Source organism: Clostridium sp. BSD9I1 (assembly GCF_900185645.1).
GTDB lineage: Bacteria > Bacillota > Clostridia > Clostridiales > Clostridiaceae > Clostridium_AK.
In genome coordinates, this window is sequence record NZ_FYAM01000026.1 from 21,434 (window position 1) to 36,579 (window position 15,146).

Consider the following 15,146-nt stretch of genomic DNA (forward strand, 5'->3'; position numbering starts at 1 on the left):
AGAAAGTCAAAGTCTAATATTTTAAGTAATTATTTGATTTAGATAAATATGTAAAGGAATAGTTTAATAAATGAATTTTTTAAAGTAATTTAATCATTATTACTACTTATTATTTATTATTTCCTATTTTATAATTATCTCCTACCGCTGTACCTTTTTAAGTATGATAAAATATCAGTAGAATGTATATTTTATCAAATTGTTACTACAATAAAAAAAGTTGCCCTTTGGCAACTTTCTAGATAAATAAGAATTTAATATTCACTATTGACTATATTTATATTTTCTTTTCTAAATTTATAGCTAAATTAAAATATTTTAGTGCATCTGATATACTATTAAGCTTATAGTACATCTCTCCCATTTCAAGATATCTTCTGTAAACTTCCTTCTTATTACCAAATCTCATAAGAGCGTCTAAAGAAAGATTCATATACATTTCCATAGAAGTATATTCCTTCTTTCTTCCTAAAATCACTGCTTTATAATGATATGCCTTTTCTATAAATCTTACATTATCTAAGGCTATAGAATAATTTATAGTTTCATCTATAATTTTTTCTGCTTTTTCTAAAACATTATTATCCACAAGTTCGCTTATGCACATGAGCATAAAACTTACAAGTTGTATTCTATCATCCTTAGGATACTCCTTCAAAGCTCTTGTTATGTATTTTATACCCTCATCTTTTTTATTGATTTTAATTAAAGTGATACCATAATCATTTAAAGCATTGCATTTAGCTCTTTGATTTTCTCCATAAAATGAAAGAGCCTTTTTTTCATATTTCGTAAACTTTTCTCCTTGAAGTCTCAATTCCAAAAGTGCTAAAAGGTGATAAACTCCTGCTTTTTTATAATCATCCTCAAAATAATTTATTAAGGCCGGTAATTCCTCAGCTACCTCATGAGCTTTTTCATAATCTTCTATCTTAATATAGCAATCACATTCATTAAATAAGGCCTTTCCAAGTAATTCCTGGTTATCCGATTCTTCTGCTGATTTCTTGATTGTATTATAATATCCTGCGGCTTCTCCATATTCCTCAGATTTATATAAATACTTGGCTAAATCCATGTAATATATCAAATAATTTTTATCTTCTCTGGTCTTTAAGCACATATCATAATATCTTGGTAAAAGCAACTGAAGTTTCTTTAGCTTATTTCTTTCTAAGTCAAATGTAAATAACATACTCATTATATCAAATGCTATATCAAAATACTTATATTCCTCAGCATAGGATAGATTATATTCTAAGCTCTTTTCATATTCATCCGGTTTCATATTTTTTTTCAAAAGTTCATTAATATTTTTTCTTATTTGACTTTTTATATCATTTTTTAAATATTCCGTATCCAAATCAAGTTTTTCCGCTAAATATTCAAGTACCCAATCCTCTGGAGCAATTTTATCATTCTCAATACAACTCATTTTAGATACTGATATTTTATCTCCACAAATGTATTTAAGTGTATATCCTTTATATATTCTTGCTCTTCTTATTTTTTCACCCGTAGACAGTATTTCCATAACCATTCACCTATTCCTTAAGACTGTTTTAATATACCTAGCTCTTTAAATATCTCAACTCCACAATTTAAATATTGTGCAGCTTCACCTTCCCTACCACTATCTATATAAAACTTTCCTAACATAATAGCAATTTCTGCCGTTTCTTTTTTATAATCCATATTCTTTACAAAGTTTAACGCTGTCAAAATAGTACTTTCAGCTTCTCTAATATCTCCCTGAAGCATATCCACCCTATATTTCAAAATATAATACTCTACAAGTGACTTATGATCACCATCTTTTATACTTTCCATTATTTCCTCAAGGGCTTTTTTAGAATTTACTACATCTTTTAATTTAATGTAATTTTCACAAATACTTATTAGCGTTTCTGTAAGTCTACTATCTTGAATAGTCTTTCTGAGTTCTTTAGCTTTATTTAAGTGTATAAAAGACTCTTCAATATTTTCAAATTCACAAAAAAGTTTTCCAAGGTTATTTTCAATTTCTGCTACATATATATCATCATTTATTTCATTAAATAATGCCAAGGTCTTTTTAGAATACTTTATGGCATTATTTATATCTCCCTTTTTATTGTACTCTTCTGCTATCATAAGCAAAGTATTGGCATATTCCTTCTTATTATTCAATTGCCTAAATTTTTCCTTTGCAAGAAATGAGTAGTCCATAGCCTTGTCTATATTCTCAAGCTTAAAATTTGTATATGCCATATAATAATATATCTCTGCAAGTAAAAAATCATTTCCTATATTGTTATCATGGTATATCTTTTCAGCCTGTTGAAAATAACTAAAAGAGGAATAATAAGATTTAAGTTCTAAAGTTATTTTACCTAAATTTAAAAAAGTCTTTACTATTTCCTCGTATTTATTTTCTTTTATAAATATACCATTTGCAGAAAGAAAGCACTGCTGAGCTAATCCCATATCCTTTTTCATCATGTATATTATACCTCTTAAATACAGGTTTTTAGCCTTTCTATATTCTAATTCATATTTATCAGCATAATAAAGAGCTTTTTCTACATAACGTTCCGCAGATATCAAATTTTCACTTAATATGTGGGATTCTGCTATATTCTCGAAATATGTACATATCTTTTCAGCTTGTGTTTCTTCTGATTCCATAAAATATTCTACAGAAGTTTTTAAAGCTTCAGCTAAATATTCTAAAAGATCCATACTAGGATTTGACTTTCCCGACTCTACAAGACTTATTTGTCCAGGTGTAATTCTAGCTCCTGCTAAATCCTTAAGAGTCATATCTAATTCTTTTCTTCTTCTTTTTATTTTTTCACCAAGAGACATTATTTCCATAGTCACTCTTCCTTTTCCCGATAATTCCAACAATACATATAATATAACTTATAATTTTACAAATTCTCTATATATTATAACATATTTTTTATCTAAACATTTAAATTTTGTTAAATATTATTAAATTTTAGGAAACATTATAAAAAAATAGAGTGACTTTTACAGTCACTCCATTTCTTATCGCATATAGTTCATCATACTGTCATATGCATCCATTGCTGAATGTCTCATTGTTCTTTGTGCTCTCTTAAGTCTCTTCCTTGTTCCTCTATCCATTTCTGGAACCATCATCATTGTAACTGCTGCTCCTAAAAGCATTCCTGTAATAACTTTACCCTTCATATCTATCCACCTCTTTTAAAAAGTAGTACATAAATATGTTGTGTAATTTTAAGCTTTTTTATCCTTATATAAATGCAGGTATATTATGAGAATAAGTTATACTTTAATCTATTTATCCAATTTATTTATTTTTTAATATTAATTTACTCTAGCTTAAACTTTGCAAGCGCCTCTGCTAACGCTGAGTTAATTGGCTCATCTGCTTCTTTCTTTAATTTTTTCATATAATTATTTACTTCTCTTTTATCTGCTTTACCATCTTTATCAAATCTCTTTTTAAATTGACTTGCCTTTTCTCTAAAGCTACAATTAGCACCTATACATACATATATTTGACCTTCTCCTTCACCACGAAGTTCAAGCTTTTTCTTACACTCTGGACATCTTGCATTAGTAACCCTTGCAACACCTTTTCTATATCCACATTCCCTATCTTGACAAACAAGCATTTTACCTTTTTTAGTATTAACCTCAAGCATTGGCTTTCCACACTGTGGGCATTTATTTCCTGTAACATTATCGTGCCTAAATTTTTCTTCGCTGTTTTTTATTTCACCAACAACCTTCTCAGCATAACTTCTCATTTCATTTATGAATGTATTTTTATTTAACTTTCCTTTTGATATATAATTAAGCTTTTGCTCCCACTCTCCAGTAAGTTCAGGTGATTTTAACTCCTCAGGGACTAAATTTAACAACTGTCTTCCCTTAGAAGTTATAAATATATCCTTACCTCTTTTTTCAATTAAAAATGTATTAAATAACTTTTCAATAATATCCGCTCTTGTAGCTACAGTCCCAAGCCCTCCAGTTTCTCCAAGAGTTTTGGCTATTTCCTTATCATTGGTACTCATATATTTTACTGGATTTTCCATAGCAGATAATAAGGTTCCTTCATTAAATGGTGCTGGAGGCTTAGTTTCGCCTTGATTTTGAGATACTTTAATTACTTTTAAAACATCTCCCTTATTTAAATTAGGTAATATTTGTTCTGAGGAATCTTCTTCACCATCATTTCCTGAAAAATTATTTTCATAAATCTCTTTCCATCCCTGTAAAATAACTACTTTACCCTTTGCAGTAAAAATTTCTTCTCCAATTTTAGCTTTTATTGAAGTTTCTTCATACTCAAAAGGAGGATAAAGTACACTTAAAAACCTTTTTACAACCAAATCATATATTTTTCTTTCACTATCATTTAATGAAGATAAAGTAGCTCTTTCTTCTGTAGGTATTATGGCATGATGATCTGAAACCTTACTATCATCTACAAAGGATTTATTAGCTTTTATGGGACTTTTAAGTATATTTAAAGCTGCTTTTGAATAGGGCCCTACTCCACATGCCTTAACTCTTTCCTTCAAAGTATCCACTATATCTGCTGATATATATCTAGAATCCGTTCTTGGATAAGTAAGTACTTTATAATTTTCATAAAGCCTTTGCATAATGGATAACGTTTCCTTTGCCGAGTATCCAAATATTTTATTTGCATCTCTTTGAAGTTCAGTTAAATCATAAAGTCCTGGGGCAAAGCTCTTTTTCAATCGCTTATTTACTTCTATAATTTCTGCATCTTTTCCTTTTATAGATAACAGAACTTTATCAGAAAAGTCCTTATTAAACGTCTTTGTATCATGGGTTCTACTATCCTGCCACGTAAGCTTTAAAGTACCTGCTTGTGCATTTATGCTGTAATAAGTTTTAGGCTTAAAGTTTCTAATTTCTTCTTCCCTTTTCCCAATCATAGCTAGAGTTGGAGTTTGAACTCTTCCGCAAGAAAGCTGAGCATTATATTTACAAGTAAGGGCACGAGTGGCATTAATTCCTACGACCCAATCTGCTTCTGAACGTGCTTCTGCTGCTGCATATAAGCTTTCATATTCTCTACCATCTCTTAACTTATTGAAGCCTTCCTTGATTGCCTTATCTGTAACTGAAGAAATCCATAATCTTTTTATAGGCTTTTTTACATGAGCTTTTTCAATTATCCATCTAGCAACCAATTCTCCTTCACGCCCTGCATCTGTAGCTATAATAATTTCACTCACGTCTTTTCTATTTAGCTGTTCTTTAACAATATTGAATTGTTTACCTGTTTGCTTTATAACTACAAGCTTTAAGTATTTAGGAAGCATTGGTAAGTCCTCAATTTTCCATGACTTATATTTATCATCATAAGCTTCAGGATCAGCTAAAGTAACCAAATGACCTAATGCCCAAGTAACTATATATTTTGCTCCTTCTATATATCCATTTCCTTTTTTATTGCAATTTAAAACTCTAGCTAAATCTCTTCCTACGGAAGGCTTTTCAGCCAGGACAACTATCTTATTCATATATTAACCACCTTTTCTTAATTCCTAACTTTATGGTTTTCATAATATCACAATGATAAAGATATTAAAAGAATTAGCTCAAAAAAACAAAATAGCTCTATAACTCTAGAGCTGTTTTTGTTTAACTTTAAACATAGTCTTTAACAATGTCTTAATGCTTTATCTTGTTACTTTATCCGAGCGCTACCATTGCTAACACCCCATCTTATTCAAAGTTGTGGATAAGCACTGATACGCGCCTGGATAAGTTCTTCTAAGATTCAGATGGAGAAAAGGTATTCCTTATAAGCAAGCTCCACCTGAACCTAAGAATCACTTGATATTAAAATCACCTTGCATGATTAAATTTCTTGCCTCGCCAACATAATATAATGACCCGCATATACAAATTATGGAGCTATCTACAGACTCTGATAAAACTAAATCTATAGCTTCTTCTACACTACTGCATGCCCTGGTTTTAATATTATACTCTTTAATGGCCTCAGATAGCGTTTGTGCATCTAAGGCTCTTTCGTTTTTAGGACTTACTGTAAGTATACTTTCCGATATAGGTGCAATCTTATCTAGCATTTCCTTATAGTTCTTATCCTTTAAAACACCAAATATAAACTTAATCTTTTGTCCTTTAAAATTCGTTTTAAAAAATTCAGCAACAGTATTGATTCCATCAACATTATGAGCCCCATCTATAAAGATTTTTGGCTTTGAACTAACTAACTCAAGTCTGCACTGCCATCTTGTGTTAATAAGTCCATTAACTAAGTTACTCTTATCTATATTAAATCCGTGCTTTTTCAAAGCAAGAACCACCTCAATAGCAGTTGCAGCATTATCTACCTGGTGTTTACCTAAAAGCTTTATTTTAAGATTTTTTATATTTTTATAATCAAACATTTGTTCCAGTTTATTTTGACTATCATGAACAAATATTTCTTCCTTATTTACGCAATTTAAGCTAGCATCATGTTTGTCACAATAAGACTTTATTAAAAGAGTAACTGCATCAAAATCTTGTGGTGATAAAACCACTAGGCTATCATCTTTTATTATTCCTGCCTTTTCTTTTGCTATATCTTCTATTTCATTTCCTAGAATATTAACATGATCATAACCAATTTTACTAATCACTGAAACTAATGGTTTCTCAATTACATTTGTTGCATCAAGTCTACCACCTAATCCAACTTCAAGTATAACAAAATCGCACTTTCTTTCATAAAAGTATAAAAAAGCAACAGTAGTTAATATTTCAAAACAAGTTAACCCTTCTTTATTCAAACTTGTACTTGATTCAATAACGTTCTTTACATGAGAAGTTATGCGAGCAAAATCATCATCACTTATAAATTCACTACCTACTTTTATTGCTTCATTCATTTTGAGTAAATAGGGCGATGTATATATACCTACTTTGTATCCTGCATCCACTAATACATTATATGTATAATTTGCAATTGAGCCCTTGCCATTTGTACCAGCAATATGTATATATTTTTGTCCCTTGTCTGGGCTACCTAATTCGTTAAGTAATTTAGAGCTTCTTTCAAGTCCTAAGTTTATTTTGTTGTAACTCAACTTTTCATAATAGCTCATCACTTCATTATAGTTCATTTTTTAACACACCCCTCTTATTATAAACTCTAATAAACTTAATAATTATATTTTAACATGCGCTACCCTTTTCCCCAACTTAAATTAGCATAGTATATATGTTATAATAATTAAAATATAAAAAATTTATATACAATAACTTAAACCAATCTGGGGATGGGGGAAATTAATGTGGCAGACAAGATAAATGCTATACTTCAAAATGAAGATTACAAAATTTATTTGGCTAAGAATGAAGAAAATGAAAAGACTAGGGAGTTTTGTCATCATGATTTACAGCACTTTCTTGATGTAGCAAGAATAGCATATATAATTAATTTAGAAAAAAAACTTGATATAAATAAAGATATAATTTATGCTACAGCCCTTCTTCATGACATCGGCAGATGGATGCAGTATGAGAAAGGCATACCCCATGACGAGGCCAGTGCAGGGCTTGCCTCTGATATACTGAACGTATGTGGCTTTAATGAAATTGAAATCAAAGAAATCATTGCTGCTATACTAATGCACAGAAGGATTTATACAGATGAAAAAAGCTTAAGTTATTTGATTTATCGCAGTGATAAGCTATCAAGGGCATGTTTACACTGTAAGGCAACTTTGGAATGTAACTGGTCAGAAGAAAAGAAAAATCATAATATTAAATACTGATGTAGAATTTTTAGTTTAAATTGTATTCATGTAGAAAGGAGTTTAATTAATTTATGAGTAGAGTAATTAATATAGGTAACAAGAAGTTTGAGCTTGGCAGAAAAACCTACATAATGGGAATACTAAATGTAACACCAGATTCTTTTTCTGATGGCGGAAGCTTTAACAGCATTGATAGGGCACTGAAACATGCTGAAGAGATGATTTCACTAGGAGCTGATATCATTGATATTGGAGGAGAATCCACAAGGCCTGGTCATATTATTGTATCTAAAGAAGAAGAAATTGAAAGAGTGCTGCCAGTAATCAGAGCATTAAAACTAAATTTTAACATACCAATTTCTATAGATACATATAAGGCAAAGGTTGCAGAAGCTGCAGTTAAAGAAGGTGCTGACTTAATCAATGATGTATGGGGCTTTAAGAAAGACCCACTTATGGCAAAGGTTGCAGCAAAGCTTCAAGTACCCTGCTGCCTCATGCATAATAGGGATAATAAAAATTATAGTGATTTGATGACGGATGTATTATCTGACTTACAGGAATCTATAGATATAGCTTTAGATGCTGGAGTAAAGCCACATAATATAATTATCGACCCAGGTATAGGCTTTGCTAAAACCCAAGAGCAAAATTTAGCTGTGATGAATAATTTAGAGAAGTTAACTACCCTTGGCTTTCCTGTACTTTTAGCTACTTCAAGAAAATCAATGATAGGAAATACATTAGATTTACCACCTAAAGAAAGAGTTGAAGGAACGGTAGCAACTACCGTTATTGGTATTATGAAGGGCTGTGATTTTGTAAGAGTACATGATGTTTTAGAAAACAAACGTGCCATTATGATGACAGATGCTATAGTCAGAATTTAAATATTTGATAGTAACATCACTTTTAGTTGTTTCACTTTTTAGCATTGGAGATGATTTTATGGATAAAATGTATATAAAAGACCTTGAAGTTTATGCCTACCACGGCGTTAATATAGAAGAAAAAAATATGGGCCAGAGATTTTTAATATCTATAGATTTATGGCTTAATTTAAGAGAAGCTGGCAAAAGCGATGATCTTTCAAAAACTGTTAATTATGCAGAGCTATGTCATAATGTTGAGAAGGAATTTACAAAAACAAAATATGACTTAATTGAAACATGTATTGAACAGCTAGCTCAATATATATTGTTAAATTATGAACCTGTTGAAAAAGTAAAGATACTTCTAAAAAAACCTTGGGCACCTATAGGAAAGCCTCTAGACTATGCTGCAGTGGAAATAGAAAGATCCTGGCATAATGCTTTTATTGGCTTAGGATCTAACATTGGAAATAAGAAGCAAAACCTTGAAGAAGCTATAGAATTCATGAATATTGAAACTACACGGGTAATAAAGCTCTCTAATTTTTACACTACTAAACCCGTAGGATATACAGAGCAGGATGATTTTCTAAATTGTGCTGTGGAAATAAAAACTCTACTAACTCCAAAGGAACTTATTGAGTTTTTATTAAACATTGAAAAAGAACTAAGACGAGAGAGAATTGTACGATGGGGCCCTAGAACTATTGATTTAGATGTACTACTCTATGATGATATAATTACCTCCTTAGAGGAGATAACCATACCTCATCCTAGAATGCATGAGAGACTTTTTGTACTAAAGCCTCTTAGCGACATAGCTCCCTATATGATGCATCCAATTTTAAATAAAAGAATAATTGAACTAGAAGAGGAAGCTATTAAAATACAAAGTGGCGATGAAATTATTGATATATTAAAATAGTAATTTTAAATAATAACAATTGTTGAAGTCTCAGCTTACTTGTTTACTTATACTTATTTCAGTAAACATAGATATAAATGAACCTTTCTATTACATATTTAAGATAATTTTATTGATAAGTTTAAAAATCATCTATTAAAAAGAGTTATTTTAAGCTTTTTATAGAAATTTAAATCAATATTATCTGTAATAGGAAGGTTATTTATTTCCAATTTACAATAACTCTTCTCTAATATCCTTAGAATCCTTTGATGATAAATAGGATAATGGCACATCAAATACTGTTTTTGCCCCTTTTAATCCTTCTCTATACATACGAACAGCTGCTCTAGCATAAGCTACAAGCACGTTTGCTGTAAACTCTGGATTACTTTCAAGCTTCAATGAGAATTCAATTGTATGATTTGTACTATCCTTTCCTGTCTTTCCTCTATGAATTATAAAGCCTCCGTGTGGCATTTTAGAATGATTTTTCTTAAATTCCTCTTCATCTATAAAATAAACACTTGTATCATAGTCTAAAAAATAATTTGGTATACCTTTAATTTCTCTCTCAATTCTGGATAAATCTTCTCCGTCTTCTGCAACTACATAACACTGCCTTAAATGCATTTCTTTATCTGTAAGTTCAATATTGCTTCCTAAGCGTATCCTTTCTAACGCATTTTTTATTGGAATAGTATACTCAATTCCATACTTTACTCCTTTTATACCACGAATAGCATTAGAATGTCCTTGACTTACTCCTGGCCCCCAAAATGTATAAAATTGCCCATTAGGAAGTACCGATTCAGCTAAAAGCCTATTCATTGAAAATAATCCTGGATCCCATCCTACTGATACTATACTTATGTGGTTATTTTCTATTGCCTTTTTATTCACTTCATCAAAGTACTCTGAAATTTTAGCATGGGTATCAAAACTATCTACTGTATTAAAAAGTTCTGCAAATCTAGGAGTCTGTTTGGGAAGATCTTTTGCAGAACCTCCACACAAAATCATTACATCTATTTTGCCTATGTAATTATGAGCATCATGTATATTTGCTACATTTGTATTAGAACCTTCAGGCACTATACTTTTATAATCCCTTCTCGTAAATATAGCTTCAAGCTCCATATCACAGTTTTTTCCAATTGCAAATTCAACACCTTTTCCTATATTTCCATACCCTACAATACCTACTTTAATTTTTTCCACAATGTTACCCCCAATTTAATTCTTATGTTAAAATTTATGCTGATTTAGTAAAATAAATTTATATTTTTATCACTTTACCTATTTAATTTTAAAAGTTATCACAGAAAACAGCTCTAAAACTTTAGAGCTGTTCTTCATAAATCTGATTATAGTCTTTAACAATCCCCCAGTATTCTATACGATTAACGTTTTCAATTATAGAGTCAAAATGTATATAAACTGGTGCATCATACAATTCATTATGAGCTTGAAAAAATTCCTTGTCCCCATGTATTATTGCTTGAAGGGCTAATGGAAGTTCCCGTGTAAAAAATTCATTTCTCTCATCTGGAGTTTTGGGATTAAATCTTCCATCTACATAAACATATGCATATAACTGAAGCTTTCCCTCTACCCTCCTCCATCTTACAAGAATTTCCTCCCTTGCGGATGTAATCTTATCATAAGCATAAGTAAGTCCTACATTTAAAAGCATTTGTTCTTCAGAATCTAAGTGGGTATAGGTGTAATGCCTTCCTAGTATTGATTGATTTTTAATAACTCCATCATCAAATTCAGTAATTAAATTTTCAGGATTTAACTTATCCATCCTTTCACCTTCTTTATTATTAGGCCAAAAAATAAGCCCTTAATATTATATTATTGAAGGTTAAAAAATCTGTTACTGTTGAATATACTAACATAGATAATATTAAAAGAAAGGATATATGTTTTATGATGAATTATGACCTTTATTCTACAAATGCACAAAGTTTTAAAAAAGGTGAATTAAAAATCAATGGAACTGCAACTATAAAAATAAAACCTAATATAGCCATTGTAAACTTGGGAGTTGTAACAGAAGACATTAACTTAGAAAAAGCACAAGGGGAAAATGCTATAAAAGCTACTTCTATTATAAATGAATTGCTTAAATTTAATATTTCTAAAGATGACATCAGTACATTTACTTACAATATTGAACCCCAATATGATTATATAGAAGGTAAGCAAACATTTAGAGGATATAGAGTTACAAATATTTTATCCGTTACTATTAGAGATTTATCTAAGGTAGGACAAATTATAGATGCTGCAGTCTCTAAGGGAGCTAATCGAGTAGACAACATTAAATTTACTGTAGAAAATCCATCGCCCTATTATAACAAAGCATTAAGTCTTGCTATAATAAACGCTATAAATAAGGCAAGACAAGTGGAAAACACATTAAAAGTGAGCATGTTTAAAACTCCATATAAAATTATCGAGCAAAGTTCTACTGAAAATGTTCAGGAAGTTGCAGACTTCAAAGTCCTCGCTGCTACAACCCCTATACTTCCTGGTCAAATCACCATAACTTCAAATATAGAAGCATTTTTTTATTATAAATATTAATACTCCCCATAATTATTTCTTTAAGCCCCAAGTTTTATATAATATATTTCTTTTAAAAGGGCACAATAATTTTGAAATTAATATAAATTGAAAGGGGTTTTTTAGAAATGGCACTTACTAATAAGGAAAAAACTTTAATAGAGGATAATTTAAATGCGGAGTACTTATGCATAAGGAAATATGAACAATATGCTTCTATGGCATCAGACCCACAAATCAAACAGGTATTTCAAGACTTAGCAAACAAAGAACATCAACATGCAACCACACTTGAACAAATATTATCTCAAAACGGAGTAAATAATCAAAATATATTTAAAAGCTTTACTAAACCTCAAGGAGATTCATCAAATGTACAATCAAATCTCGGATTTACAGATGCACAACTTTTAAACGATGCATTATATACTGAAAAGCATGTTTCAAGTTCATACAATACTGCTGTATTAGAATCTGTTGATACTAATATAAGACAACAGCTTCAACATATTCAGCAAGAAGAACAAGGTCATGCTGAAACATTGTTTAAGACAATGAACTCAAAAGGTTGGTATGATGTTCAGTAACCAGTAATAAGTAGCCGGTAACCGGTGATGAATGTTTTTCTTCACAAAACATTCATCACCGGTTATCGGCTACTATAATACTCATTATTAAATTATATCCTGCTACAAAATTTCTCTAATTATTAAATTTAACATTTATATTATATCCACAGGCTAAATATTTACTTATACACATATAAACAAGAGATTTATTCATATCTTTTTTTCTCAGGCTCTGGTCCTAAGTACTGATAATAATAGCATTGAATTCTTCCATTATAAAGCTTTCTATTTTTATTTGATTTTTCACCAAATAACTCTTGAAATTTAGGGTGAGAGGTAAGTACAAAATATGACCAATCATTTAAATCTGTAAAAACCTTTCCCATAACCTTGTATAGCTCTTCAACTTCTTTCTCTTCCCCAATTCTCTCCCCGTAAGGAGGATTTGTTACTATAAAGCCATATCTTTTCTTACTACTAAAATCTCTTACATCCATCTTTTGAAAGAATATATTTTCCTCAACTCCTGCTTTTATAGCATTTGCTCTTGCAGTAGCCAATAATCTTCCATTTATATCAGAAGCAAGTATTCTAAAGTCCTTATTATTAATTGAATTTTTAGCATGTTTTCTTATATCTTCCCATAAATCCTGATCTATTATATCCCATTGCTCTGATACAAAGCTTCTATTAAGTCCTGGTGCTATATTTCTTCCAATCATTGCAGCTTCGATGGCTATAGTTCCTGAACCACAAAGAGGATCTGCAAGCACTCTTGAAGGCTCCCATTTACTTAAAAGTACTAATGCTGCTGCTAAGGTTTCCTTTAAAGGAGCTTCTCCTGCAAGTTCTCTATACCCTCTTTTATGTAATCCTGGTCCTGATGTATCTATAGTTAATGTAACAATATCTTTAAGTATTGCCACTTCGATTTTATACTCTGCTCCACTTTCAGGAAATGTGTCCATTCTATATTTTCTTTTCATAGATTCAACTACAGCCTTTTTTACAATGGATTGACAGTCAGGCACACTATAAAGTTTAGATTTAACCGACTTACCAGTAACATGCATAAACCCTGTTATAGGTATTATGTCTCCCCACTCCACTTCTTTAGTTCCCTGAAAAAGCTCTTCAAAAGATTCCGCTTTAAATTCTGCCATTTTTATAAGAACTCTCTCTGCAGTTCTAAGCCACATGTTGCAGGTCACTATATCCATTTCGTCCCCTTCAAAGGTTACTTTTCCATTTTCTATAGTTAAATTATCATACCCTAATTCTTTTAATTCAGCAGCTACTACTTTTTCAAGTCCAAAAGTAGATGTTGCAATTAGTTTATACATATATATCTCCACCTTTAATTAACAATTTCAATTTTAATAAATAGGTTTTACTTAGATTTCCCATTATGATTATGTATTATCAATTATATATTGTCAATTTTAAATTACTTATCAATATCAAACCATCCTTTTCGTTTAAACCATAGAAACATAAAAATTCCTATAAGGACCATTATCCCCCATACTATAAAATATCCATATCTCCATTTGAGTTCAGGCATATTTTCAAAGTTCATTCCATATACACCTACAATGAAAGTTAATGGTATAAATATTGTAGATATAACTGTAAGCACCATCATATTTATATTCATTTTATTTGAGTTAGTAGATATATAATTATCTCTTATATCCGCAGTAATTTCTCTACTTTCTTCAATCATATCTGATAACTTAAGCAAATGATCATAAATATCCCCAAAGTACACCTTATGATCTCTTATCCAACTCAGTCTTTCTGAATTCAACATTCTATATAGCAAATCTCTCATAGAAGTTATAAGTCTTCGTAATTTTAATAGGTCATTTCTAATTGAAAATATTTCATTTATAAGACAATGTGCAGATTTTTTTTCCTCATTACTGTCTATTATACTTAATTTATCTTCAATTTCTTGTATAGCAGGAAAAAACTCATCAACTATTTTATCTAATATTAAATATTCTACGTCAGCAGGTCCCTTATTCCATCTATTTTTACTACATACAAACTTATTCCATGCCTCATCTATTTCGTTGCAGTTTTCCCTATGCAGGCTAACAATAAATCTTTCTGATATAAATATTCCTACATTTTCTGACAAAAGTGTCTCGTTATTTAATGCGTTAAATATAAAGAAAGCATAGTTATCATAGTAATCCATCTTAGGTCTATGGTGAATTTGTAACGAATCCTCTATGGATAACTTATGAAAGCCAAATACATCCACTAAAGCTTTTTCTTCATCCTCTGAAGGATTTTCTATATCAACCCAATACCAGCTTATTTCTTCATCTTCTAATTCATTTATAGAAATATCTTCATATAATTTTAAATCTTCTTTTATAACAGCAGTACGAATCAACCTAACACCTCCTCAGCATTAATTATCAGTTTT

Annotated in this window: 14 protein-coding genes; 5 read left to right on the forward strand and 9 right to left on the reverse strand. The window is 30.3% G+C overall.

The features are described from left to right. Nucleotides 1–277 precede the first annotated feature (277 nt). The 5 genes from BSD9I1_RS16385 to BSD9I1_RS16405 all read right to left on the reverse strand — a co-directional run bounded on the left by BSD9I1_RS16385 (nt 278) and on the right by BSD9I1_RS16405 (nt 7,151). The gene (locus tag BSD9I1_RS16385; RefSeq protein ID WP_186431234.1) at nt 278–1,534 is read right to left on the reverse strand and encodes a helix-turn-helix domain-containing protein; all 1,257 of its coding nucleotides are present in this window, start codon (nt 1,532–1,534) and stop codon (nt 278–280) included. A 17-nt stretch (nt 1,535–1,551) separates the two neighbouring features. Then, nucleotides 1,552–2,856: a helix-turn-helix transcriptional regulator gene (locus BSD9I1_RS16390; protein WP_186431235.1), complete on the reverse strand. Its 1,305-nt coding sequence runs from the start codon at nt 2,854–2,856 to the stop codon at nt 1,552–1,554. Between the two features lie 177 nt (nt 2,857–3,033). Then, nucleotides 3,034–3,198, reverse strand: a complete 165-nt coding sequence (locus BSD9I1_RS16395) for a YtxH domain-containing protein (RefSeq protein ID WP_186431236.1) — start codon at nt 3,196–3,198, stop codon at nt 3,034–3,036. Between the two features lie 143 nt (nt 3,199–3,341). Next, a complete protein-coding gene (locus BSD9I1_RS16400; protein WP_186431237.1) occupies nt 3,342–5,537 on the reverse strand; it encodes a DNA topoisomerase III in 2,196 nt (731 codons plus the stop codon). A 312-nt stretch (nt 5,538–5,849) separates the two neighbouring features. Then, nucleotides 5,850–7,151, reverse strand: coding sequence for a folylpolyglutamate synthase/dihydrofolate synthase family protein (locus BSD9I1_RS16405; protein ID WP_186431238.1), 1,302 nt, complete (start codon nt 7,149–7,151; stop codon nt 5,850–5,852). A 165-nt stretch (nt 7,152–7,316) separates the two neighbouring features. Here BSD9I1_RS16405 and BSD9I1_RS16410 point away from each other — a divergent pair, with 165 nt between their 5' ends. The 3 genes from BSD9I1_RS16410 to folK all read left to right on the forward strand — a co-directional run bounded on the left by BSD9I1_RS16410 (nt 7,317) and on the right by folK (nt 9,584). After that, the gene (locus tag BSD9I1_RS16410; RefSeq protein WP_242966541.1) at nt 7,317–7,805 is read left to right on the forward strand and encodes an HD domain-containing protein; all 489 of its coding nucleotides are present in this window, start codon (nt 7,317–7,319) and stop codon (nt 7,803–7,805) included. 65 nt (nt 7,806–7,870) lie between these two features. After that, entirely contained in the window at nt 7,871–8,677 is an 807-nt protein-coding gene (gene folP / locus BSD9I1_RS16415; RefSeq protein ID WP_186431308.1) for a dihydropteroate synthase, read from the forward strand. 58 nt (nt 8,678–8,735) lie between these two features. Next, on the forward strand, nt 8,736–9,584 hold the full coding sequence (folK, locus tag BSD9I1_RS16420) for a 2-amino-4-hydroxy-6-hydroxymethyldihydropteridine diphosphokinase (protein ID WP_186431240.1): 849 nt from the start codon (nt 8,736–8,738) through the stop codon (nt 9,582–9,584). A gap of 213 nt (nt 9,585–9,797) precedes the next feature. Here the strand turns inward: folK and BSD9I1_RS16425 are convergent, their stop codons facing one another. Next, entirely contained in the window at nt 9,798–10,784 is a 987-nt protein-coding gene (locus BSD9I1_RS16425; protein ID WP_186431241.1) for a diaminopimelate dehydrogenase, read from the reverse strand. 121 nt (nt 10,785–10,905) lie between these two features. Beyond that, nucleotides 10,906–11,373, reverse strand: coding sequence for a staygreen family protein (locus BSD9I1_RS16430; RefSeq protein WP_035311095.1), 468 nt, complete (start codon nt 11,371–11,373; stop codon nt 10,906–10,908). A gap of 125 nt (nt 11,374–11,498) precedes the next feature. Here BSD9I1_RS16430 and BSD9I1_RS16435 point away from each other — a divergent pair, with 125 nt between their 5' ends. Continuing rightward, nucleotides 11,499–12,158 (forward strand): SIMPL domain-containing protein, encoded by a 660-nt coding sequence (locus BSD9I1_RS16435; RefSeq protein ID WP_186431242.1) that lies wholly within the window; start codon nt 11,499–11,501, stop codon nt 12,156–12,158. Between the two features lie 107 nt (nt 12,159–12,265). Continuing rightward, entirely contained in the window at nt 12,266–12,724 is a 459-nt protein-coding gene (locus tag BSD9I1_RS16440) for a ferritin-like domain-containing protein (RefSeq protein ID WP_035311098.1), read from the forward strand. A 188-nt stretch (nt 12,725–12,912) separates the two neighbouring features. Here the strand turns inward: BSD9I1_RS16440 and BSD9I1_RS16445 are convergent, their stop codons facing one another. Continuing rightward, a complete protein-coding gene (locus BSD9I1_RS16445) occupies nt 12,913–14,049 on the reverse strand; it encodes a class I SAM-dependent RNA methyltransferase (protein WP_186431243.1) in 1,137 nt (378 codons plus the stop codon). Between the two features lie 104 nt (nt 14,050–14,153). Beyond that, nucleotides 14,154–15,113, reverse strand: coding sequence for a magnesium/cobalt transporter CorA (gene corA / locus BSD9I1_RS16450; protein ID WP_186431244.1), 960 nt, complete (start codon nt 15,111–15,113; stop codon nt 14,154–14,156). Between the last annotated feature and the right edge of the window lie 33 nt (nt 15,114–15,146).